Below are 22264 nucleotides of genomic sequence, written 5' to 3'. Positions count from 1 at the left end.
AGCGTATGCTGGCTTTTTTATTGCTGATGACCCTGCACCGCCTTCATTCAGAGTGAAAACGGGCCATCAATTCAGAAAGAAGTGGCCCGACCCGACGCAGTTCATCCAGATGCGCTGAGCTCAGCACTGACAGTAGCTTCTCTGCCTGTTCCGTCAGCCCCAACGCCATTTTTCGCTGATCTTCCGCACAATCGATACGGTAAATCAGATTGAGCTCTTCCAGGCGCTTTACCAGCCCGGACGTACTGTGCGGCTGTAAAATAAGCCTTTCCGCCAAAAGACCAATGGTCATTTTCCCGGCCTCGGCCCCTTTAATCGCCAGCAGCGCCTGATGCTGCTGCGGGGTCAGGCCAGCCTGTTTTGCTTCCCTTTCACTGAACGCCAGAAACTGTCTTAAGGTGGCCCGGAAGTCCGCCAGCGCGACATAGTCCGTTTCTGTCATTTCCCGTTTTCCCATATTTAACTCACCGTAACGTTGATTTTATATCGCATTGCGATATAAATTACTGTCCTCTGGCACAGACCTGCATGCTTGTCATGGCCTGAAAATAAACTTCCCCAACCCCGAATTGTAAGCCTGTAAGCCAAAGAGTCTACCTCCGGTTGGGTATAACAGAAATGCTGCCATTTCTGCATTAAGGATTTATTTGTGATAAATAAAACCGACCCTATTTTGTCAGAATCCTTATTAGTTAGTTTGTTATTTCTGACACATGCAGTGAATTGTATCCGGATGTAATCATCCGGACGCCAGAATTATAAATCATCGTGACTCACATGGCTGAAGATATCCCCTCTTCGGCAAGGCTTTCTGCGCCCAAATATCGGTGGACGGTTATTTCCTTTGCCCTAATCCCGGCGCGGCAAGGGCTTATTACTCTTAGGTGGTAAAATAAATGAAAGAAAATAAACAACGTCTTAGTCATTATGACGGCGCTGCCGGCGGTTGGGGTGCGGTTATCGCCTGTGCCACTCAGGTAATAAGCCAGAAAGCCCCCGTCAGAGACACCATTGCCCTCTTTAAAATGAACCAGGTGAAGGGGTTTGACTGCCCCGGATGCGCCTGGCCCGATCCGGACCATCGCTCGCCTATGGAGCTGTGCGAAAATGGCGTGAAAGCCGTCTCGTGGGAAACCACCAGCAAAAAAGTAACACCTGAATTTTTTGCAGCTCATCCGGTGCAGGCGCTCTGGAAACAAAGCGATTATGAGCTTGAGCAACACGGACGCCTGACGCATCCGATGAAGTACGACATTACCACCGACACCTGGCAGCCCATCGACTGGGAAACGGCTTTTAACGAAATTGGCAAGACGCTGCGCCAGCTTCAGCCGGAACAGGTTGAATTTTATACCTCCGGGCGCACCTCCAACGAAGCCGCGTTCCTCTACCAGCTCTTTGCCCGCGAATACGGCACCAACAATTTTCCCGACTGTTCCAACATGTGCCATAGCCCTACCGGCAAGGGATTAGGCGAGTCAATCGGCATCGGCAAAGGCACGGTTGAGCTAAGCGACTTTGAAGCCGCCGATCTGGTGATTTGCGTGGGCCACAACCCCGGCACCAATCACCCTCGTATGCTGGCAACGCTGCGTGAAGTGGCACGGCGAGGCGGGAAAATTATCTCGGTGAATCCCCTGCGTGAACGCGGCCTCGAGCGTTTCAGCTTCCCGCAGTCCCCTACCGATATGCTGCTTGGCGGGTCAACGGAGATTTCCAATGACCATTTCCAGATCCGTATCGGTGGCGATGCCTGGTTCTTCCGCGGCGTAATGAAAGCAATGATAGAGCATGACGATGAGAGCCAGAAAAATGGAACGCCGGAGATTATCGATCATGGATTTATCGCCGCCCAGACCCTCGGCTATGAAGCACTCCGTGAGAGCATCGATGCGCTGGAGTGGTCACAAATCGAGTCAGGCGCGGGCGTAACCCGGGAAGAGATCGTCCATTTTGCGGAGATCTACACCGCTCACCAAAAGGTGATTGTCTGCTATGGCCTTGGGATCACCCAGCATCGCAACGGCACGCAAAATGTTCAGCAGCTGATTAATCTGCTGCTGTTACGCGGCAATATGGGCCGGGAAGGCGCAGGTATTTGTCCGCTGCGCGGCCACTCCAACGTGCAGGGCGACCGAAGCGTCGGCATCAATGAAGAGCCGAGTGAAGATTTTAACCTCAGCCTGGAAAAGCATTTCGGGATTAAAGTACCGCGCAAGCACGGCCATTCGTCAGTGGACAGCATCCGGGCCTTTGAACGTGGAGACTCGCGCGCGCTGATCTGCATGGGCGGCAACCTTGCGGTCGCGATGCCCGATCCGCTGCGTACCTTCCCGGCAATCCGTAAGCTCGAGCTTCAGGTCCATGTGGCGACCAAGCTCAACCGCTCACATCTGCTGGCCGCCAAAAACAGCTATCTGCTGCCGGCGCTGGGGCGCACGGAACGCGACATACAGCAGGCGGGCATTCAGTCGGTTACAGTGGAAGATTCCATGAGCATGGTCCACGCCTCTACCGGCTCCCTGAAGCCAGCCTCTCCATGGCTAATGTCCGAACCGGCGATTGTCGCGGGCCTTGCCAAAGCCACGCTGCCGCAGAGCCCGATTAACTGGAAAGCGCTGTCAGGCGATTATCGTCTGATTCGCAACGCTATTGAGGCAGTGATCCCCGAGTTTTATGACTACAATCAGCGCATTGAAGCGCCCGGCGGCTTCCGTCTGGATAACCCGGCTTCACGCGGTGAATATCGCACCGCGACAGGTAAAGCCATGTTTATTCCGTGTACCACGGAAGCCATTGATGACCAGGGATTACCTCCGGAGCACCTGGTACTGGCCACCATCCGCAGTCACGACCAGTACAACACAACCATCTACGGAATGAACGACCGTTACCGTGGCGTCACCGGTCGACGGGATGTGGTTTTCCTCAGCGTCAATGAGGCTCGTGTACGCGGGCTCAAACAAGGGGATGTCGTCAATGTGGCGGCCTTAAACGAAAAAGGTGAAATCAGCGAAGAGCGAACGCTGCCTGACCAGACCGTGCATATTGTCTCCATGGCGGTGGGCTCCATAGCGGCTTATCTTCCTGAAGCCAATATTTTGCTCTCGCTGGATGCGGTGGATGAGCAAAGCATGACGCCAGCTTATAAAAGCGTACCGGTACTAATAACGAGAAAAAATTAGGCGATTATCAGGGCACAAGATGTTTGAGCATCGCGTGCCCAACGTAATTACTCCAGTTAAAGCCGTTCTGTAAAACCACCACCGCGTTCTGGTTGGCCTTATCAAAACCGATATAGCTGGAATAACCGCCGATATAACCGACCTGATAAGTGATTTTTTTGTTGCCCGTGGGTGTCGGTTATCCAGGCAATATTGGCGGCTTCTTTTTCGCGTGGGAAATAATCGACGGTGACGTCGCGGAAGGCTTTATTGAGTGTCGCATCTTTCGTCGGCGAGAAATGAGCCCGGGTATATTCAATCAGATCGCGCGCATCGCTATAAAGACTCGCCGCACCAACCATATTATTGCTGAACTGCCAGTCCGGGGTTAACGCACCGCGAGGAATGAACTTCGGCTGATCTCCGGCGTGCCCCAATGCCCGCAGCGGGAAGGCGCGCAGGGTTTCGGGGCGAAAACTGGCATTCCTCATGCCGAGCGGCTGGAAGATCTTTTGCGCGGCTAACGCGTCTATGGATTGCCCGGTCTGATATTTCAGAAGGTAGCCGGGCCGTTGTGCTCAATCACCGTCACCACCATCCCGGACACCTGTTTGCTGCGCATATATTCGCCAACAAGTTCGTCAACGGACAGCGCCCGGCCATTTTGCGCAAGCTGCTTCACTTCGCTGGAAGGCATGTTCATTTGCGACAGCGTGCCGGAGCAGCCGGAGAGCAAAACGCACGTCATCAGCCCAGGGAGTAATAACCCTTTCAATGCGAACCTTCCCGTTGAGTCAAAGGCATCATGTGCGCTGGTCTGTGGAGGGCAGACCTTATCGATATTCACGCTTTGTTGCAAAGTGAAAGCTCTGAAAGTGAGAGGGCGGCTTTTCGCAACCGTTTCACCGATTTTTTCTTAAAAAACGGCGCGTTATCGGAAACAAGTGCTGAGAAAAAAAGCACATAAACGTGACTAAGAGCACGCTTTTCCCTCCTGAGACCGAAGCGAATGACTACGCTTAATTAAGCACCAATATTATGGCACCTTAGTTTTGACGTTATCCGGAGGTTTTTATCGCTATGCTCAACCAGAAATTACGTAACCCGGACACCGACGAAGTGCAGGCCATCGAGCCTGAGCTCAGCTATCTCACGGATCCGTGCGAGTTAAAACTGGATGACATATCCGAGGTCGAGCCCGAACCGGAGATGATAGAGGGGATGCCCGCCTCCGATGCGCTGACGCCCGCCGACCGTTACCTTGAGCTGTTTGAACGCGTGCAGAAAGCGCGGATCTTCACTGACAGCAAAACCTTCCCCGACTGCGCGCCGAAAATGGATCCGCTGGACGTTCTGATCCGCTTTCGCCAACGGAAACGCCAGCCCGGTTTTGATCTGCGGGCGTTTGTTGAGGAGCATTTCTGGCTGCCGGCGACGGACGGCGATCTGTACGTCTCCAATCCCAACAGCACGCTGAAAGAGCACATCGACACGCTCTGGTCAGTGCTGACCCGAGAGCCGCAGGATCATATTCCGTGGTCTTCCCTGCTGGCGCTGCCCCAGGCCTATATCGTCCCGGGCGGACGCTTCAGCGAAACCTATTACTGGGATTCCTACTTCACCATGCTCGGACTGGCGGAAAGCGGCCGCGAAGATCTGCTTAAGTGCATGGCAGATAACTTCGCCTGGATGATCGAGCGCTACGGTCATATTCCTAACGGAAACCGTACTTACTATCTCAGCCGCTCGCAGCCACCGGTGTTTGCCCTGATGGTGGAGCTGTTTGAAGAGGACGGCGTGCGCGGGGCGAAGCGGTATCTGGACCACCTGAAGATGGAGTATGAGTTCTGGATGGACGGAGCAGGTAACCTGCTACCGAACCAGGCCTGGCGCCACGTGGTGCGCATGCCGGACGGCTCGCTGCTTAACCGCTACTGGGACGACCGCGACACGCCGCGCGACGAGTCCTGGGCTGAGGACGTTGAAACCGCCCGCCATTCTGGTCGCCCACCGAACGAGGTCTATCGCGATCTCCGTGCAGGTGCGGAATCCGGCTGGGACTACTCCTCCCGCTGGCTACGCGACAGCACAAGGCTTGCCAGTATCCGCACCACGCAGTTCATTCCCATCGATCTGAACGCGTTTTTGTTCAAGCTTGAAAATACGATTGCCAACATTTCCGGTGCGAAAGGCGACCGTGAAACCGAGGCGGAATTCCGCCATAAAGCCAGCGAGCGCCGGGCGGCGGTGACCCGCTATCTGTGGGATGACGAGCAAGGCTGCTATCGTGATTACGACTGGCGGCGCGAACAATTAGGGCTGTTCTCTGCTGCCAGCGTGGTGCCGCTGTATGTCGGCATGGCGACGCATGAGCAGGCCGATAAGCTGGATACAGCAGTGCGCACGCGCCTGCTGACGCAGGGCGGGATCCTCGCCACCGAGTACGAGAGCGGCGAACAGTGGGATTTCCCCAACGGCTGGGCGCCGCTGCAGTGGATGGCCATTCAGGGCTTTAAGCTCTACGGCAACGACGCTTTAGGCAATGAGATTGCCCGCAGCTGGCTGACCACCGTGAACCATTTTTATCAGCGCCATCATAAGCTGATTGAGAAATATCACATCGCCAGCAGCACGCCCCGCGAAGGGGGCGGTGGGGAATACCCGCTGCAGGACGGCTTCGGCTGGACCAACGGCGTGGTGCGCCGCCTGATGGGCCTCTATGGCGAACCGTGAGTGAATTAATCAATCGCATCGTAAATGGCTGACTGTATGCTCAGCCATTTTTTATGCTGCGCATCCGGCGTCGCATCGGCGCGCAGCTTTGCCTGAGACACGTTATAGCGCTGGCGCTCCACCACTGCGGGCGTCGCGCAGAAGGCCTGCAAATACGATTTGCGCACAGAAGTGAGCGGTTCGCCGCTCGCCATAGCGTGACCGAGCGTGTTGATAAACCGGCGGCAGGGCTTCGGTTCATCCATCTGCAGGCGATAGCGCAGCAGCAGCTCCAGCACTTCATCGTAGCGGAAAGACTGCGCCTGTTCCGTCCATGCCAGCTGCCACGTCATTCCGCCCTGTAAAAACAGCGTTGTGACTCGCGTATCATTGCGATCGATGGCCGAACGCAGGCTGTTCACATCCCAGGTAATGCCCATATTCGCCAGCTTTTCACGCGGCGACGGCGTTTCCCGTTCCGGGGCATCCACCAAAGATTCGCTGGCCTGCGCTGCCTGTTCTACAGGGGCGGTGCTGTTAAACAGCCACAGCGCGGCAAACGCCATTCCCAGCATCGCCACGCCGACCGCCCCCCACAGTACGGTGGAAATCATCTGGTGCCGCTCTTGCGGGTTTCGCACCTGAATTTTTTTCGGCGGCTCGATGCTTTCACGCACCGGCTGGTTGTCGCCGCCCAGGGCACGGTCACGGCTGCGTGCATTCTCCCAGAAATGATTGAGCTCATTGCTGTCGACCGCAGTAAAGGCCATCGGATTGACCCGCGTTCTGCCCTGTTCAAACGCATGCAGAACCGGGCCGGTAATCTGATGCAGGTAATTGTCGATCAGCGCCATTTCCGTGGTGGTCAGCGAGCGCCGGGCGAGAATGGCGTTGCGCATCACCCGGCAATCCTCCAGAAACGCATGCAGCGTAACGCGCTGCTCAGCAAACAACGTCAGCGCAGCGGCAGAATTAAACAAAGGCGAATAGTGGCGGGCAAACGCCTTTTTATCCACGATGAGCAGGGCAAGCTCGCTGAACAACATCCCGGAGAGGATATCCCCGGTATCACCGTTTGCCAGCCAGCGTCGCACGCTGTCCGCGCCAAATTGCAGCTTCAGCGAGTCATTCAGCCTCATCGCATCGGGAAAGGCCTGGCCGATAAGCGCCTTCAGCGTCAGGGTCATCGCCCGCATCTGCCGCTGGGCCTGCTCCTGACGGTCGCTACCGTCTTCGCCCGGCAGCGAGGGAAACGTCAGAAGAGGCTGCTGCTGGCGCACAAACTCCAGCGCCGCCACGAACCGTAGCGCAGCAATCAGCTGGTTGTCCGTCACCGCCTGTCCGCGCTCATAAACCGGCACGATTTGCTGCAAATGGCGCAGCTGCAGGGTGAAATCGCTGATTTGGGCGTCGTTGAGTTTGAGCCGTCGGGCCACGTTTGCCCAGCCGCCGAGGTTCAGGCGCGCCTGTTCAAGCTGCTCCAGAAACCAGCGAGGATCCTTTGCCTCCGCGCCATGGACGTTAAGCAGCGACAGAATCTCAGTGGCCGCCTGACGAATCACGCCCAGGCAGTGTTCAAACTGATCACCAGAGTAGTGCGATGCCGTGTGCATCTGTTTTCCTTCTCAAGGCTTAAGGTATCCCTGCCAGATACAGGGTTTTATTTTTATTTTTAGACGGTTACAAAGTAGCTTACCGCACAACAGGCAGGGCTAATCCGCCTATAAACCGATAAAAAGCCCCGGAGTAAACACGATGATAATCCTCACCACGCCACGGCTACGCTGTGAAATGTTGAAAGAAGCGGACTGGCCTTTCTTTCTGTCGCTTTATCAGATGACAGAGTGGTGATGCGCAAGGTCATGGACGCACTAAGCGAAGCGGAGATTCGCGAGGCCTTTGACGTGCGCCTTACGCCCTGGTCGCCAGGAGCAGAGCACTGGCTTTGCCTGATAGTGCGTGACGCCGGCACCCACGAGCCGCTGGGATTAACGGGTTTTATTCAGCGCGAGAGAACCATGGCGGAGATTGGTTTTCTCTTTGCGCCTGGCGCGCAGGGTAAAGGTTACGCCACCGAGTCGCTGCGGACGGTGTGTGATTATGCCTTTAGTGAAGGTGACTTCAGACGGCTGACGGCGACCGTCACAGCCGGAAATTGGGCATCGCGCCGGGTGCTGGAGAAAATGGGTTTTGTGCTGGAAGGCGAGCTGCGTGAGAGCTACTGGCTCAGCGGGGAATGGCACAATGACTGGCTGATGGGGTTATTACGGCGCGAATATGAACGTTAAACAAAAACCAAACCAGGCAGGCCGGTTAAACCTTAGCACCGTTCGGCAACAACAACACCCACCGCGTAGGCCGGGTAAGCGTCGGCACCCCCCGGTACAAAAACGCCAGCAACGTAGGCCGGGTAAGCGTCAGCGCCACCCGGCACAAACAACATGCGTTACAGGAACATCCCGCCGGAGACTTCAATACGCTGGGCGTTCATCCAGCCCAGTTCATCGCTCAGCAGCGCCGCAATCGCTCCGCCGATATCATCCGGCAGGCCCGTGCGACCAAGCGCTGTTTGCGCAGCAATATGCTGATTCATCTCGGCGTTATCCCGCACGCGGCCGCCGCCGAAGTCCGTCTCAATTGCGCCTGGCGCGATAATGTTGACCGAAATACCGCGCGCGCCCAGCTCTTTGGCCTGATAGCGCGTCAGCACTTCCATCGCCCCTTTCATTGAGGCGTAGGCCGCAAAGCCCGGCAGAGCAAAACGAGCCAGCCCGGAAGAGACGTTCAGGATACGGCCGCCGTCCTGAATCATCGGCAGCAGGCGCTGGGTGAGGAAGAACGGACCTTTGAAATGGATATTCATCAACTCATCAAACACCGCTTCGCTGGTCTCGGCGAAGGAGCCGTACAGACCGATGCCCGCATTGTTTACTAAATAATCAAACGTGCTGCGCTGCCAGGTGTGCTGTAGCTGCTGCTGCACCTGTTCAGCAAATTTTTCGAAACTTGCGCTATCGGCGACGTTCAGCTGCAATGCCGCCGCTTTCACGCCAAATTGTTCGATTTCAGCGACAACTTTTTGTGCTTCCTGCTGATTACTGTTGTACGTCAGCAGAACATGAATTCCTTTCGCCGCCAGCTTCAGCGCCGCATTTTTCCCCAGACCGCGGCTGCCGCCGGTGATTAAAGCAATACGTTGTGTCATAACCAACCTCATTTCAGACAGGTGAACAGTGAGAAGAAGCTTATTAGGTGATGTATAATCAATAAAGAGAGCAAAATACGTTTCATTGTTTCGCTGATAACAACAAAAGGCGTTTGCTTTGGATAAAATACACGCAATGCAACTGTTCATTCGCGTTGCGGAGCTGGAGAGTTTTTCCCGCGCTGCGGATACGCTGGGCCTGCCAAAGGGTAGCGTATCGCGTCAGGTTCAGGCGCTGGAAAACCTGCTCGGGATCCGCCTGCTGCACCGCACAACGCGCCGCGTCCAGCTCACGCAGGACGGCATGGTCTATTACGAGCGGGCAAAAGATTTGCTGAGCAACCTCGACGAACTTGACGGTATGTTCCAGCACGACCCCACCAGCATCAGCGGACGACTGCGCGTGGACATGCCCGTTGGCGTTGCGCGAAATTTAGTCATTCCCAAACTGCCCGCTTTTTTACAGCAGTATCCGGGCATCGAACTGGAGCTCAGCAGCAGCGACCGCCTGGTGGATGTGATTCGGGAAGGATTCGACTGCGTGGTGCGGGTGGGCATACTAAAAGATTCCGGATTAGTGGCACGCCCCATTGGCAAACTGACCGTCGTCAACTGCGCCAGTCCGGACTATCTGGCGCGTTTTGGTTATCCGGAAACGCTTGACGATCTGGCAAGCCACGCGCTGGTCCATTACTCCACCAACCTGGGCGTACGCCCGCAGGGTTTTGAAATCAGCGTGGACAATCAAACGCGCTGGCTGAAAACAGGCGGCATACTGACGGTGAACAGCACCGAAACCTATCACGCGGCCTGCCTGGCGGGGCTGGGAATTATTCAGGTCCCGCGCATCGGTGTGAAAGAAGCGTTGCGCAGCGGCAAGCTGGTGGAGATTCTGTCGCAGCACCGCGCTGAGCCGATGCCGGTCTCGCTGATTTATCCGCACCGCCGCAACCTTTCTCGCCGCGTTCATCTGTTTATGGAGTGGCTGACGGAGATCCTCAAAAGCTACGTGGACTGACATCCGTGAGCTTTCAGAAAATGATCAGCACCTCATCGGCTATAATTTCATTTTGTTGTAAAAGAAAGGAATACGCACCTGATGACGCCGGATAACGACGCAAAACGCCCCACGCAGGATCTTGATTACGATCCCGTCAGGAAAATGGACACCGAAGAGCCCGTTGATAGCGGCCTCAAACAGCGTGCCGCCGGTGCGCTGAACAAAGCGACGGGCACCGCGCAAAAAGTACAGCGCCAGCCCATTATTGCTCACCTGATTCGCGCCGCAGAACGCTTCAACGACAGGCTTGGCAACCAGTTTGGTGCAGCCATCACCTACTTTTCTTTCCTGTCGATGATTCCGATTCTGATGGTGTCCTTTGCCGCAGGCGGGTTTATTCTCGCCTCACACCCGACGCTGCTTCAGGACATCTTCGACAAGATCCTGACTAACGTCAGCGACCCGACGCTCGCTGCAACCCTGAAAAACACCATCAACACCGCCGTGCAGCAGCGTACCACCGTCGGCATCGTCGGCCTGCTGGTGGCGCTCTACTCCGGGATTAACTGGATGGGCAACCTGCGCGAGGCTATCCGCGCCCAGTCGCGCGATGTCTGGGAGCGTACGCCCCAGGACCAGGAAAAAATCTGGGTGAAGTACTTCCGCGATTTCATCTCATTGCTTGGTCTGCTGGTGGCGCTGATCGTCACGCTCTCGATCACCTCCATTTCCGGGGCAGCCCAGCAGATGATCATCTCGGCGCTCTATCTCGACTACATTGAGTGGCTGAAGCCCGCCTGGCGGTTGATTGGCCTGGCTATCTCTATTTTCGCCAACTATCTGCTGTTCTTCTGGATATTCTGGCGTCTGCCTCGCCACCGCCCGCGCAAAAAGGCGCTGATTCGCGGGACGTTTATTGCGGCAATCGGCTTTGAGGTGATCAAAATCATCATGACCTGGACGCTGCCCGCGCTGGTCAAGTCACCGTCTGGTGCGGCCTTTGGCTCAGTACTGGGGCTGATGGCGTTCTTTTATTTCTTCGCCCGCCTGACGCTATTCTGCGCCGCCTGGATTGCTACCGCCGAATACAAAGACGACCCGCGAATGCCGGGCAAAACCCATCGCTGAACCTCACATTGGGGTGAAATTTCACCCCAATGCACCTTATTAGCAGATAAATCCAGACGGTAACTTTTCTTTAACCAAAAACTGGTTTTATCTGCTAATTAATTATTTATGTGAAGCATTTCATAGATGTGAATCTGCCAGCCTGAAAATTATCCGCTTTTTGCCGATTTTTCACCCTCCCCCTCGCTTTGTTACACATTGAAATGCGGCTTTTGCTATGCGTAATATGGCCGTTCGTTCGCCAAAAATAAGAAAATGCTATGCAAAATGCTGCCACCACAACACTCGAAAATTCACAGGACATCGCGCCGGTCAATTCACGCAATAAAGTCGTGGTCGCCTCGCTGATTGGCACCGCCATCGAGTTCTTTGACTTCTATATTTATGCCACCGCCGCGGTGATCGTTTTCCCGCATATCTTCTTCCCGCAGGGCGACCCAACCGCCGCCACGCTGCAGTCTCTGGCGACCTTCGCTATCGCCTTCGTCGCGCGTCCGATTGGCTCTGCGCTGTTTGGTCACTTTGGCGACCGCGTGGGTCGTAAAGTGACGCTGGTAGCGTCTCTGCTGACAATGGGTATTTCTACGGTCGTTATCGGCCTGCTGCCGGGCTATGAGACCATCGGCATTCTGGCGCCGATGCTGCTGGCGCTGGCGCGTTTTGGTCAGGGTTTAGGGCTTGGCGGTGAATGGGGCGGCGCGGCGCTGCTGGCGACGGAAAACGCCCCACCGAAAAAGCGTGCGCTGTATGGCTCATTCCCGCAGCTTGGGGCGCCAATCGGCTTCTTCTTCGCCAACGGCACGTTCCTGCTGCTCTCCTGGCTGCTGACCGACGAACAGTTCATGAGCTGGGGCTGGCGCGTACCGTTTATCTTCTCTGCGGTGCTGGTGATCATCGGCCTGTACGTTCGGGTTTCGCTGCATGAGACACCGGTGTTTGCCAAAGTTGCCGCTGCGAAAAAACAGGTGAAAGTGCCGATGGGCACGCTGCTCAGCAAGCACCTGCGCGTCACCATTCTCGGCACCTTCATCATGCTGGCAACCTACACGTTGTTCTACATCATGACCGTCTATTCCATGACCTACAGCACCGCGGTGGTGCCGCATGGTCTGGGCTTACCCCGTAACGAAGTGCTGTGGATGCTGATGATGGCGGTGATTGGCTTTGGCGTGATGGTGCCGATTGCAGGTCTGCTCGCCGACCGCTTTGGCCGCCGCAGGAGCATGATTACCATCACCTCGTTGATTATTCTGTTTGGCCTGTTCGTGTTCCAGCCGCTGCTGGGCTCCGGCGATCCTGCGCTGATTATGGCCTACCTGCTGATTGGCCTGAGCCTGATGGGCCTGACCTTCGGCCCGATGGGCGCGCTGCTGCCGGAGCTGTTCCCGACCGAAGTGCGTTACACCGGGGCATCTTTCTCCTATAACGTGTCGTCGATTCTGGGAGCATCCGTGGCGCCGTACATCGCCGCCTGGCTGACCGGCGCTTATGGCCTGGCGTATGTGGGCTACTATCTGGCCTCAATGGCAGCCCTGACGCTGATCGCGCTGGTGTTGACGCACGAGACAAAGCATCAGTCGCTTTAAGTGCCTTTGTGCCGGGTGGCGCGAACGCTTACCCGGCCTACCCTTTATTCCCCCTCTCCCTCAGGGAGAGGGAAACCGCTACTTCCGCATCTGCGACAAAATCACATGGCACTGATTCGCATCGCCTTCTGACGGGGAAATCAGCGCCAGCAGCGCCGCCGCAGGCGTCACCAGAGTTGCCAGCGCGGCCGCCACCGCACCGCGTACAATCAGCGGGCCGGGCTTCACGCCGTAATCCGGATTTTTGAAGGTGCCGCGTACGTACAGCGGTGAACGCAGCGTGATGATACGAATCCCCTTACTCTCCGGATCGATGGTCAAATCCATCTGCTCTGTCGCAAAGCTCGCGGTGCCGGTAACGTTAATCAGCGCGTTTTCCGTATCAAACGCCAGTATTTGCGGTCGCGCCACGCCGTTGCGGATATCCACGTTTGCCGCCGCGCAGTTCACACGCACTTCGTCGTCGCCAAATATCTGCCCGACGATGAAGTTACCGACGTTCAGGCCAAGGATTTCCATCAGGTTGCGGCTGACCACGCCGTCGTTCATCAGCAGCTTCAGGTTACCATTACTGGAACCCAGCAGCGCCGCCACGGAATTCCCCGTGCCGCGCAGCTGCGCATCCCCGTTCATTTCACCCAGGGTCTTCTGCATCAGCTCGACGTTCGGCATCAGCTCTTTCAGCCGCAGCCGCCGGGCCTGAATATCCGCTTCGCCCTGCATGGGTTTTTTATTCCCTGCCAGGTGGATCCTGGCGTTAATGCTGCCGTTGGCCATGCCGAACTTCAGCGGCTGCAGGCGCAAATCGCCGCGCTCAAGGATCACGTGGGTGGAGAGATCGCTGAGCGGCAAAGTCCCACCGTGTTCGATTCTGCCGCCCTTAAAGCGTACATCGGCGTCCATCACGTCCCATTTATCCGTTTCGAATCGCTCGTATGGCAGGACTTTCCCGGCGGGCTGGGGATCTTTCTGCACCTCTTTCTTTTTGGTGCCCTTGCCCGAATCCACGCCAATCAGCGGACCTAAATCGGCAAGCCGTAGCTGCTTCGACTCCATATCGCCTTCCAGCTTCGGCCTTGGTTTGGTCATGCTGTACTTCAGCGTGCCGTGAATATCACTGTCGCCAATGCGCCCGTTGAAGTTTCGGTAGTCAAATACCGAGCCTTTCTCAGTGTCGATTTTTGCCACCAGATGGCCGTCCGTTTCGAACGGCGGCGTGTCCGGCAACAAGATACCCGTCAGGTCGTACAGCTGGCCAAGTGAATCGCCGGAGAATTTCAGGCGCAAATCCACGCCGCCCATTTTCATCGGATCGTTAATCGTGCCGCTGAACGCCACCCGCGTATTGCCGGAGTGGACATCCGCCTGCACCGGGAAGGGCGTGCCTTCGCTTTTCAGCGCCAGCATCCCACCAATTTTCCCTGTGCCGGTTAGCGGCTGACCGTTGTAGCGCCCATCGGCCTTAAGGCCAAACACATAGTCGCCCGGCTTCGGCCCGTCGCTTTTACCTTTCTCACCGGTCACTTCGCTGAATGCCAGCGGTTTGCCAAGCGGATCGACGAAGATCTCAATGTCCGCCCGGGTCACTTTATCGTCCACTTTGATCCGCCCGCGATCGAACAAAATGTTATCGAGCCGGAAGGACCAGGACGAAGGCTGGGCGTTGCTTTGCTTGTCGCTGGCGGAAGCAAGGTTGAACGTCCAGTTATTGGTTTTTTCCGACAGGCGAATAATGCGGGCATCCGGCTGCACGAGCTTGATCCAGGGCAGGTAGACGGTTTTGGTAAGCAGCGCCAGGGGGGCCAAAGTGGCTTCCACGCGCGGCAGATGCACCATGGTTATCTCAGGAATATCAGGTGGGTTGCCAAGAATAACGTCGTCTGCATGAACATGCGGCCAGGGCACCCAGCTTCGCCAGCCGGTTTCGCCAGGCTGCCGCTCCCAGACCACGCCTAAATCGCCGCGAATGGCGAAGGGTCGGTTCAGCTCAGCCGACACTTTCTGATTGATGGTGGGCTTCAGGCGATTCCAGTCGAAGGTCGCAATGATTATCCAGAGCACGACGATCAGCAGAACTATCGTCGCCAAAGTGATGGTTAAAACCTTTCTGGTTTTTGTCATGCCGTAAACGCTCCTGTTTTGCCTCACCTTTCATGACTATAGCTGAGGCTGACAGAAAGGACGGCAGATCAGGCCAGATTAAGCATCACTTCTTCGAGGGTGGACAGCGGGACGGGACGGGACAGGAAATAGCCCTGTGCCGCGTGTGCCGGGGATTGCTGGACGTCACGCCACTCCTCCAGGGTTTCAACCCCTTCCACAATCACGCCCTGGCAATAGCGGTTCATCAGCTGAATCAGCAGCTCGAACAGATTGCGTCCTTCCGGGGTTTTGCGCAGCATGATGAAGAGATCGCGGGCAACTTTGATGTAGTCATACCGCACTTCACTTAGCGCCGAGAAGTTCGCCATACCGGTACCGAAATCATCAAGCCACAGCGGACCAAACTCGCACAGTGAAGCAAAAGAGGAATCCTGCGGCAGCCGGATGTGCTCCACCAGCTCAAAGCGCAGCCACGGGATCCCTTCAATTTGCGCCATCAGCGACGGATCCTGACGCATCGCCAGCAGCGTCGGGCCGTCAACGTTCACCGATGCCAGGATCCCGTTATCGGTGAAGAAGGTACGTTTTGCCGTCAGCACCGCCAATTGCTCTTTGATAACGTCGATACGCTGACGCACAGCCACCTCTGCAAAATAGCGGTCCGGCGCGATACGTTGGCTGGGGTGATCCGGGTGGGTCACCACGGTCAGTACTTCGACCGCCATCAGAGAGCCATCGGTTTTGTAGATGGGCTGGTAAGTATAAGCACGCTCACACTCCAGCCAATAGCGCCGCTCCTGGAGGCCTTCAATGCCTGCATCGGGAATGCTTAGCCGCTGGATAACCTGCTTTAACTTCATCTCAGCTGTCCTGTAAAAGGGAAATCTATCGGAACTCGTCATTGGGTTATCGGCGCTTAAAGTGAGAACTTTATGTTCACCTTTGGCATTTTGCATTTCTGTACGCGGAGGATTGGAGCAGAACCGGCGTCAGTTCAAAAAAATAATGGAACGTTGTTTTAATATAGTTGACCCCTCCGCAGCCGCAGCGCACACTACCGCTAATTTTTCGATTTCGATAAGGCTTGACGACTATGTCTGAAAAAATTGCCGTCATTGGCGAATGCATGATTGAGCTGTCAGAGAAGGGCTCGCGGGTAAACCGTGGATTTGGCGGCGATACGCTTAATACCTCCGTATACATTGCCCGCCAGGTCGCGCAGGCTGATTTACAGGTGAGTTATGTCACCGCGCTCGGCACCGACAGCTTCAGCCAGCAGATGCTGGAAGCGTGGGAAAATGAAAGCGTCGACACACATTTGATTCAGCGCATGGCCGACCGCATGCCGGGCCTCTACTACATCGAAACCGATGACACCGGTGAGCGCACGTTCTACTACTGGCGCAACGAAGCGGCGGCGAAATTCTGGCTCGAAAGCGAACAGTCGGCGGCGATCTGCGAAGAGCTGGCGACCTTTGATTACCTCTATCTGAGCGGCATCAGCCTGGCGATTCTGAGCCCTGCCAGCCGTGCGAAGCTGTTCTCCCTGCTGCACGAATGCCGCGCCAACGGCGGAAAGGTCATTTTTGATAACAACTATCGTCCTCGCCTGTGGGCCAGTCGTGAAGAGACTCAGCAGACCTATCAGCAGATGCTGGCCTGCACCGATATCGCCTTCCTGACGCTGGATGACGAAGACGCGCTGTGGGGCGAGAAGCCGGTCGATGAAGTGATTGCCCGTACGCACGAAGCTGGCGTGAGCGAAGTTGTGGTTAAGCGCGGCGCAGAGTCTTGCCTGGTATCGCTGGCGGGCGAAAGCGTGGTGGAAGTTCCGGCGGTGAAATTGCCAAAAGAAAAAGTCGTGGATACCACCGCAGCGGGCGACTCCTTTAGCGCAGGGTATCTGGCGGTACGCCTGACCGGCGGTGATGCAGAAGCCGCCGCACAACGTGGGCACCTGACCGCCAGCACAGTGATCCAGTATCGCGGGGCGATCATTCCTCGTGAGGCAATGCCTGTCTGATTGCGGCATTTTGCCGGGCGGTACTGCGTTTGCCCGGCCTACAATAGCTCGTAGGCCCGGTCGGCGTTAGCGCCACCGGGCATTACTGACTTACTGAGCCGGCGGAATATCCGTCACGTCCTGACGATCTTCAGCCGCCGAGGTGGCCGGAGCCGCGGGTGGCACCATCAGCTTATCCCACGTCGCCTGCAACTCTTTCATGCTGTATTCCGGCTCGCCTTTCGGCTGCTGGAGGATGAGCGCCATATCCTGCGACAGCTGCTGGCGCAGATCCTGGTTCAGGCTCTCCACCGTCAGTGAGTTCAGGAACTCCTGGCGCAGCTTCTGATACTGCTCCGGTGCGATATCCACGACCTGGTTCTGCAAAGCACGCATGCGCTGGCTAATCAGCAAATTGGTGTCGGTACGGGCATAGGTCGCAAACAGCTTTTGCAGCTCCAGATTTTTCTGCGCAATCAGGGCATCAAACTCTTCTTTCGTCAGCCCTTCTTCACGCACTTTCGCGAGCTCCCGAGCCACCAGGCCAAGGTTCGCGTTCAGCTTATCGTTCGGGGAATCAACGTTGATCGCGCACTGGGCGCGCAGATAGAGTACGCGGCAGTCAAACCCGATGCCGATATCCTTGACGTTGCTTTTGCTCAGGTTCTGCTGCACGTGCCAGAACAGCGCTTCGCGGGCCAGATCGGCACGCCAGTAGCGCTGCAGCGCAGCGGATTCACGAATGGGTGCCCACGAGGTGTCCCACATGATGGCCAGTCTGTCCTGCTGCACCGCGTCGGTCATGATGCTGACGGCTTTCGTCGGCAGCGGCGCCAGCGTCGGTACCACCGCAGGCGTTTCACGTTTGCCTTTCAGCTCACCGAAAATTTTATTGATTTGTTCGCCCACGGTGCGGCTGTCAACGTTGCCGACGATGATCAGCGTCATCGCATCCGGCGTGTACCATTTTTGGTAGAAACTTTTCAGCTGTTCGGCATCGACGGGCTGCTTCATCGGCTCAGACGGATCGTGGCCAAGCATCGTTGACCCCTTCAGGCGATAGCGCCACCAGCCCTCTTTCGGATCCTGCGGCCAGGTCACCACCATATCTTCACCGCCGAGCGCATGGTTCACCGCTTCCGGGGTGATATTGAGTTTGCCGCTGGCGTCAGAGAGCCAGGTCAGCGCCTCTTTCAGCAGGTCATTGCGATTGTTCGGCAGGCTCAGGCTGAAAAGGGTGTAATCGTAAGAGACGATGGCGGGCGGCATCGGATGCTGGGGATCGATGCCCTGCTGCCACAGCGAACGAGCCTGCATCGTCGGCAAACTGCCGCTCTGCGTCAGCGCAAGACGCGGGATAAAGTGGCTGTAGCCCGCCTGCGGCGTCATTTCGCTCAGTGAACCGTTGTTCACCTGGAGACGGACTTCAATTCTGTCACTCGGGCGCTGCGGCGTGGCTAAAACCTGCCACTGAAAACCGTTCGCCAGTGTTCCCTGTTGCCATGCCGGGTCCGGCTGGAGCGCTTCTGCTTGCGCATAGCCCGCGGCAGCCATCATCAGCATACCGCCCGCTATGAGTCGAATTTTTGTGCCCTGCATGTAAACCCCTGAATCAACAATCCTGGTTATATACCCGAACGATCTCGGGTAATAAAAAAACTCATGCGCATCTTGATGAGCTAAATACGTCGTTTAGACCGTGTAAAAGATGAAATGTCACACGTTCTACGAAAAATATGGTCAATTATGCGCAGGAGCCCGTAGTCCATCAAGTGACTACGGGCAGATATGAGGGATAAGTTGCGGGATTATTGGGAAATTTCTTGTGCTTTCTCAGCGGGAATGCGGTTATTGAGCGTGTCGTCCAGCTTCTTCGAATCCAGCTCTTTCACCCATTTGGCCACCACAATAGTCGCCACGCCATTGCCGACCAGGTTGGTCAGCGCGCGCGCTTCTGACATGAATCGGTCAATGCCCAGAATCAACGCCAGGCCCGCCACCGGCAGATGGCCCACTGCGGAAATCGTCGCGGCCAGCACGATAAAGCCGCTGCCCGTCACTCCGGCGGCCCCCTTAGAAGAGAGCAGGAGCACCACAAGCAGCGTGATCTGATGGAAAATATCCATGTGGCTGTTGGTGGCCTGGGCGATAAACACCGCCGCCATCGTCAGGTAGATAGAGGTTCCGTCGAGGTTGAACGAGTAACCCGTCGGGATCACCAGCCCGACTACCGATTTACGGCAGCCCAGCTTTTCCATCTTATCAAGCATGCGCGGCAGCGCAGATTCGGAAGAGGACGTACCCAGCACGATCAGGAGCTCTTCGCGGATGTAGCGGATGAACTTAAAGATGTTAAAGCCGGTCGCCCGGGCAATGGAACCCAGCACCAGCACCACGAACAGGATACAGGTGATATAGAAGCAGATAATCAGCTGGCCGAGCTGCACCAGCGTGCCGACGCCATATTTGCCGATGGTGAACGCCATCGCGCCAAAAGCGCCAATCGGGGCCAGACGCATAATCATGTTGATGATGCCGAAGATGACCTGCGAGAAGCTTTCAATCACGTTGAAAATCAGCTGGCCTTTGTTGCCCAGACGATGCAGGGCAAAGCCGAACATCACCGCAAACAGCAGGACCTGAAGGATATTGCCGCTGGCAAACGCACCGATCACGCTCGACGGGATCACATCCAGCAGGAAGGCGACGACGCCCTGATCTTTTGCCTGCTCGGCGTAGACCGCCACCGCATGCGCATCCAGCGTCGCCGGGTCGACGTTCATGCCCGCACCCGGCTGCACGACGTTGACGATAATCAGGCCGATAATCAGCGCCAGCGTGCTGACCACTTCAAAATAGAGCAGTGCCACCGCGCCGGTACGGCCGACGGCTTTCATGCTCTCCATCCCTGCAATGCCGGTGACGACGGTACAGAAGATAACGGGAGCGATAACCATTTTGATGAGCTTAACGAAGGCGTCGCCAAGCGGCTTCATTTGCGCGCCCAGTTCCGGGTAGTAGTGGCCGAGCAGAATACCGATTGCAATCGCCGTCAGGACCTGGAAATAGAGGCTTTTAAACAGAGAGGTTTTCATAGGATGTCCTTAAGATAAAACCACAGGCTACGTAGGGTTTTTATTCGCCTGCGGCTTTAAAATAACATCCAGTAAACAATGCAGAAACAAATCATGCAGAAAATGTTAAAAACTTTGAGCTGGCTCGCGCAAGCGCGCAACGCAATTACGCGCTTGCATCATCCGTCCGGAAAGATGAGAGCCAGGTCTCTTCAAACACATCCGGCGCCGTTGCGCGGCCAAACAGGAAGCCCTGAGCAACGTCCACGCCGGCCGACTTCAGCCACGCCAGCTGGGCCTGCGTTTCCACACCTTCCGCCACAATACTCAGATTCAGGCTACGGGCCAGTTGAATAATTGCCGATACCATGCTGGTGTCATCCGGCAGCGACTCAACGAAGATTTTATCGATTTTGAGGATATCCACCGGCAGCGACTTCATATGCTGAAGATGGCGCAGCCCCGCGTAGCCCATGCCAAAATCATCCAGCGCAATCCGCACCCCGGCGTTTCGCAGCGGGCGCAGAATGGCAACGGCAGCTTTCGGGTCGTCAATACGACGGCTTTCAGTGACTTCAAGCACCAGGGTGCCTCGCGCGATGCGATAGCGATTCAGCAGCTCAAGCATATCGGCTACCATATCCTGATGCAGCAGCTGCAGGGCCGAGAGGTTCACCGACAGCGGCAGCATAATGCCGCGGCTCTGCCACGCTGCCAGCTGGCGGCACGCCTCTTCCAGCACCCAGTAGCCGATGGTGACCATCAGTCCACAGGATTCGATGCGCTCAATCAAATCGGGCGGGAGTTCCCAGCTGCCGTCCGCCTGGCGCAGACGCAGCAGCGCTTCGGCGCTGGACACCTTGCCGCTGGTGATATCAATCTGCGGCTGCAGCCACACGGCGAACTGCTGATTGTCGAGGGCGGAAAGAATATCGCTCTCTTCGGTCAGCCGCTGCTGCGCTTTTTCCATCTGCGCGGGATCGAAAAATTCAATTTGATTTTTACCCTTGCGACGGGCGGTAAAGGCGGCAGAAATGGCCCGACGATAGAGCTGCTCAGCGCTCAGGTCGCCGTGAAACAACGCGATCCCGATGCTGGCGCTTGGGCGCAGCTGAATGCCCTGTAACGGCAGACGCTCATTTACGATAGTGAGTACTTGCTGACCTAATGTAATCGCATGCCAGGGTTCTTTCACGCCGTGCGCCAGAATCGCGAAGTCATAGGCGCTGACCTGCGCCAGCACCATGCGCGGCGAAATCACTGATTTAAGTTTTTCCGCCAGCGTCAGCAGCAGCATCTCGCGCTGGCTCTCCTGCAGCACGCCCGCGGTGTCCTGCAAGGTTTCACAGGCAACGATCATCAGCGCAGTAGTTTCTTTATGAGCGACTGTCTGCTCAAGCAGCGCCAGCAAAAACGCTTTGTTCGGCAGATGCGAAACCGGAGAGCGAGTGGAATGACTGAGCAGCTCTTCGTGCTGTCGCAGAATGATTTGCTGATTGCGGTTATAGCTGCGCGCCAGCATGCCCAGCTCATCATCATGATGCAGGCGCGGCACCGTCAGCTGATGACTGACACGCTCCTGCGGCGGAACATCATTCAGCTCGCGGGCCAGCGCACGCAGTGGCCTTACGATTAGCCGGTTGATGCACCAGGTGATGGCCACGGTCAACATCAACACTAAAAGTAAGTAAGCAGTCACTAACGTCGCAAGGGCGCTCATGACGAATTTGTAAGAGCGATAAGAGTCCGACTGTAGCACCAGATAGGCCAGCGGCTGCGGGTTGGCCGGGCGCTCCAGCGAATAGAGGGGCAGAGAAATTTGCACCGGCAGCTCGAACAGGCGAGTCACCATCACCGGCACCGGGCGCTCTTCCATAAAGCGCATCCGCAGCGCCTGGAACTGGTTCGGCAGCACGACGTCGGCGCGGCTCACGATCCCGGCGGGCTTAATTCGGCCCAAAATCATTTCGGCTTCGGGGATCTCGCCTTTCAGGATGGCGGCCGAGAGCGGCTCGCGGACGGCGCGGGCGACGCTTTCCAGCTGAGTGGCAGTGGCATAACGGTTTTGTTGCACAAAATGGAACATCAAAATGGAACAAAAGACGAACACGAACACCATGGTGACAGCTGCCACCATGGCCATTTGTTTAATTGTGAGTGAGCGACTGACGCGCAAATGAACTCTCCCCAGAGTAAAACCACGCCCTCAGGCGCATCACGATAACGCCGGGTTAGCATAGTTAAGCCCGGCGTTACGTGATTTTCGGCACATTATACGCTAAGAGACTGC

At 56.4% G+C, this 22264-nt stretch carries 15 protein-coding genes and 2 pseudogenes; 7 read left to right on the top strand and 10 right to left on the bottom strand.

Annotation, left to right across the window (positions count from 1 at the left end):
* Positions 1 to 43: 43 nt before the first annotated feature.
* Positions 44 to 442: a MarR family winged helix-turn-helix transcriptional regulator gene (locus tag AB1287_RS15835; protein WP_435618389.1), complete on the bottom strand. Its 399-nt coding sequence runs from the start codon at positions 440 to 442 to the stop codon at positions 44 to 46.
* Positions 443 to 896: 454 nt separating this feature from the next.
* Here AB1287_RS15835 and AB1287_RS15830 point away from each other — a divergent pair, with 454 nt between their 5' ends.
* A complete protein-coding gene (locus AB1287_RS15830) occupies positions 897 to 3185 on the top strand; it encodes an FdhF/YdeP family oxidoreductase (RefSeq protein ID WP_435618388.1) in 2289 nt (762 codons plus the stop codon).
* A gap of 7 nt (positions 3186 to 3192) precedes the next feature.
* On the opposite strand, the pseudogene AB1287_RS15825 reads toward AB1287_RS15830, so the two are convergent.
* Both AB1287_RS15825 and AB1287_RS15820 read right to left on the bottom strand, forming a co-directional pair.
* Positions 3193 to 3730 (bottom strand): annotated as a pseudogene (locus AB1287_RS15825) (serine hydrolase); the annotation flags it as partial.
* Complete coding sequence (locus AB1287_RS15820) at positions 3718 to 3912, bottom strand: hypothetical protein (protein WP_312626868.1); 195 nt, start codon at positions 3910 to 3912, stop codon at positions 3718 to 3720. The gene AB1287_RS15820 and the pseudogene AB1287_RS15825, both read right to left, overlap by 13 nt.
* 332 nt (positions 3913 to 4244) lie before the next feature.
* On the opposite strand from AB1287_RS15820, the gene AB1287_RS15815 reads away from it, so the two are divergent.
* On the top strand, positions 4245 to 5897 hold the full coding sequence (locus AB1287_RS15815; RefSeq protein ID WP_312626867.1) for an alpha,alpha-trehalase: 1653 nt from the start codon (positions 4245 to 4247) through the stop codon (positions 5895 to 5897).
* A 5-nt stretch (positions 5898 to 5902) separates the two neighbouring features.
* On the opposite strand, the gene AB1287_RS15810 is transcribed toward AB1287_RS15815, so the two are convergent.
* Positions 5903 to 7489: an STY4199 family HEPN domain-containing protein gene (locus AB1287_RS15810; protein ID WP_435618387.1), complete on the bottom strand. Its 1587-nt coding sequence runs from the start codon at positions 7487 to 7489 to the stop codon at positions 5903 to 5905.
* A 142-nt stretch (positions 7490 to 7631) separates the two neighbouring features.
* Here AB1287_RS15810 and AB1287_RS15805 point away from each other — a divergent pair.
* Positions 7632 to 8164: pseudogene (locus tag AB1287_RS15805) on the top strand (GNAT family N-acetyltransferase).
* 158 nt (positions 8165 to 8322) lie between these two features.
* Here AB1287_RS15805 and AB1287_RS15800 read toward each other — a convergent pair.
* On the bottom strand, positions 8323 to 9081 hold the full coding sequence (locus AB1287_RS15800; RefSeq protein WP_312626864.1) for an SDR family NAD(P)-dependent oxidoreductase: 759 nt from the start codon (positions 9079 to 9081) through the stop codon (positions 8323 to 8325).
* A 118-nt stretch (positions 9082 to 9199) separates the two neighbouring features.
* On the opposite strand from AB1287_RS15800, the gene AB1287_RS15795 reads away from it, so the two are divergent.
* From AB1287_RS15795 to AB1287_RS15785, 3 genes are all read left to right on the top strand, one after another.
* Positions 9200 to 10099: a LysR family transcriptional regulator gene (locus AB1287_RS15795; RefSeq protein ID WP_312626863.1), complete on the top strand. Its 900-nt coding sequence runs from the start codon at positions 9200 to 9202 to the stop codon at positions 10097 to 10099.
* Between the two features lie 81 nt (positions 10100 to 10180).
* The gene (gene yhjD / locus AB1287_RS15790; RefSeq protein ID WP_435618386.1) at positions 10181 to 11209 is read left to right on the top strand and encodes an inner membrane protein YhjD; all 1029 of its coding nucleotides are present in this window, start codon (positions 10181 to 10183) and stop codon (positions 11207 to 11209) included.
* Between the two features lie 260 nt (positions 11210 to 11469).
* Positions 11470 to 12795 (top strand): MFS transporter, encoded by a 1326-nt coding sequence (locus AB1287_RS15785; RefSeq protein WP_435618385.1) that lies wholly within the window; start codon positions 11470 to 11472, stop codon positions 12793 to 12795.
* 78 nt (positions 12796 to 12873) lie between these two features.
* Here AB1287_RS15785 and AB1287_RS15780 read toward each other — a convergent pair whose 3' ends face one another.
* Positions 12874 to 14916, bottom strand: coding sequence for an AsmA family protein (locus AB1287_RS15780; protein WP_435618384.1), 2043 nt, complete (start codon positions 14914 to 14916; stop codon positions 12874 to 12876).
* Positions 14917 to 14984: 68 nt separating this feature from the next.
* Positions 14985 to 15758: a cyclic-guanylate-specific phosphodiesterase gene (pdeH, locus tag AB1287_RS15775; RefSeq protein WP_435618383.1), complete on the bottom strand. Its 774-nt coding sequence runs from the start codon at positions 15756 to 15758 to the stop codon at positions 14985 to 14987.
* Between the two features lie 233 nt (positions 15759 to 15991).
* Between pdeH and AB1287_RS15770 the strand changes: the two genes are divergently transcribed.
* Positions 15992 to 16921: a sugar kinase gene (locus tag AB1287_RS15770; protein ID WP_312626858.1), complete on the top strand. Its 930-nt coding sequence runs from the start codon at positions 15992 to 15994 to the stop codon at positions 16919 to 16921.
* Between the two features lie 90 nt (positions 16922 to 17011).
* On the opposite strand, the gene AB1287_RS15765 is transcribed toward AB1287_RS15770, so the two are convergent.
* The 3 genes from AB1287_RS15765 to hmsP all read right to left on the bottom strand — a co-directional run bounded on the left by AB1287_RS15765 (position 17012) and on the right by hmsP (position 22150).
* Positions 17012 to 18499: a M16 family metallopeptidase gene (locus AB1287_RS15765; protein ID WP_435618382.1), complete on the bottom strand. Its 1488-nt coding sequence runs from the start codon at positions 18497 to 18499 to the stop codon at positions 17012 to 17014.
* Positions 18500 to 18708: 209 nt separating this feature from the next.
* Positions 18709 to 19995 (bottom strand): dicarboxylate/amino acid:cation symporter, encoded by a 1287-nt coding sequence (locus AB1287_RS15760; protein WP_312626856.1) that lies wholly within the window; start codon positions 19993 to 19995, stop codon positions 18709 to 18711.
* 145 nt (positions 19996 to 20140) lie between these two features.
* On the bottom strand, positions 20141 to 22150 hold the full coding sequence (gene hmsP, locus AB1287_RS15755) for a biofilm formation regulator HmsP (RefSeq protein ID WP_435618381.1): 2010 nt from the start codon (positions 22148 to 22150) through the stop codon (positions 20141 to 20143).
* Positions 22151 to 22264: the final 114 nt, after the last annotated feature.

It is taken from the genome of Scandinavium sp. UTDF21-P1B, assembly GCF_040750395.1.
Taxonomy (GTDB): Bacteria; Pseudomonadota; Gammaproteobacteria; order Enterobacterales; family Enterobacteriaceae; genus Scandinavium.
Note: the sequence above shows the minus strand (reverse complement) of the source record. Positions and strands in the feature narration are given on the sequence as shown.

Excerpts from the sequence above, each read along its gene's own strand:
- AB1287_RS15835 (WP_435618389.1), bottom strand. The coding sequence starts at position 442 with ATGACAGAAACGGACTATGTCGCGCTGGCGGACTTCCGGGCCACCTTA.
- AB1287_RS15815 (WP_312626867.1), top strand. The coding sequence starts at position 4,245 with ATGCTCAACCAGAAATTACGTAACCCGGACACCGACGAAGTGCAGGCC.
- AB1287_RS15820 (WP_312626868.1), bottom strand. The coding sequence starts at position 3,912 with ATGACGTGCGTTTTGCTCTCCGGCTGCTCCGGCACGCTGTCGCAAATG.
- AB1287_RS15800 (WP_312626864.1), bottom strand. The coding sequence starts at position 9,081 with ATGACACAACGTATTGCTTTAATCACCGGCGGCAGCCGCGGTCTGGGG.
- AB1287_RS15765 (WP_435618382.1), bottom strand. The coding sequence starts at position 18,499 with ATGCAGGGCACAAAAATTCGACTCATAGCGGGCGGTATGCTGATGATG.
- AB1287_RS15760 (WP_312626856.1), bottom strand. The coding sequence starts at position 19,995 with ATGAAAACCTCTCTGTTTAAAAGCCTCTATTTCCAGGTCCTGACGGCG.
- AB1287_RS15785 (WP_435618385.1), top strand. The coding sequence starts at position 11,470 with ATGCAAAATGCTGCCACCACAACACTCGAAAATTCACAGGACATCGCG.
- yhjD (WP_435618386.1), top strand. The coding sequence starts at position 10,181 with ATGACGCCGGATAACGACGCAAAACGCCCCACGCAGGATCTTGATTAC.
- pdeH (WP_435618383.1), bottom strand. The coding sequence starts at position 15,758 with ATGAAGTTAAAGCAGGTTATCCAGCGGCTAAGCATTCCCGATGCAGGC.
- AB1287_RS15830 (WP_435618388.1), top strand. The coding sequence starts at position 897 with ATGAAAGAAAATAAACAACGTCTTAGTCATTATGACGGCGCTGCCGGC.
- AB1287_RS15770 (WP_312626858.1), top strand. The coding sequence starts at position 15,992 with ATGTCTGAAAAAATTGCCGTCATTGGCGAATGCATGATTGAGCTGTCA.
- AB1287_RS15810 (WP_435618387.1), bottom strand. The coding sequence starts at position 7,489 with ATGCACACGGCATCGCACTACTCTGGTGATCAGTTTGAACACTGCCTG.
- AB1287_RS15780 (WP_435618384.1), bottom strand. The coding sequence starts at position 14,916 with ATGACAAAAACCAGAAAGGTTTTAACCATCACTTTGGCGACGATAGTT.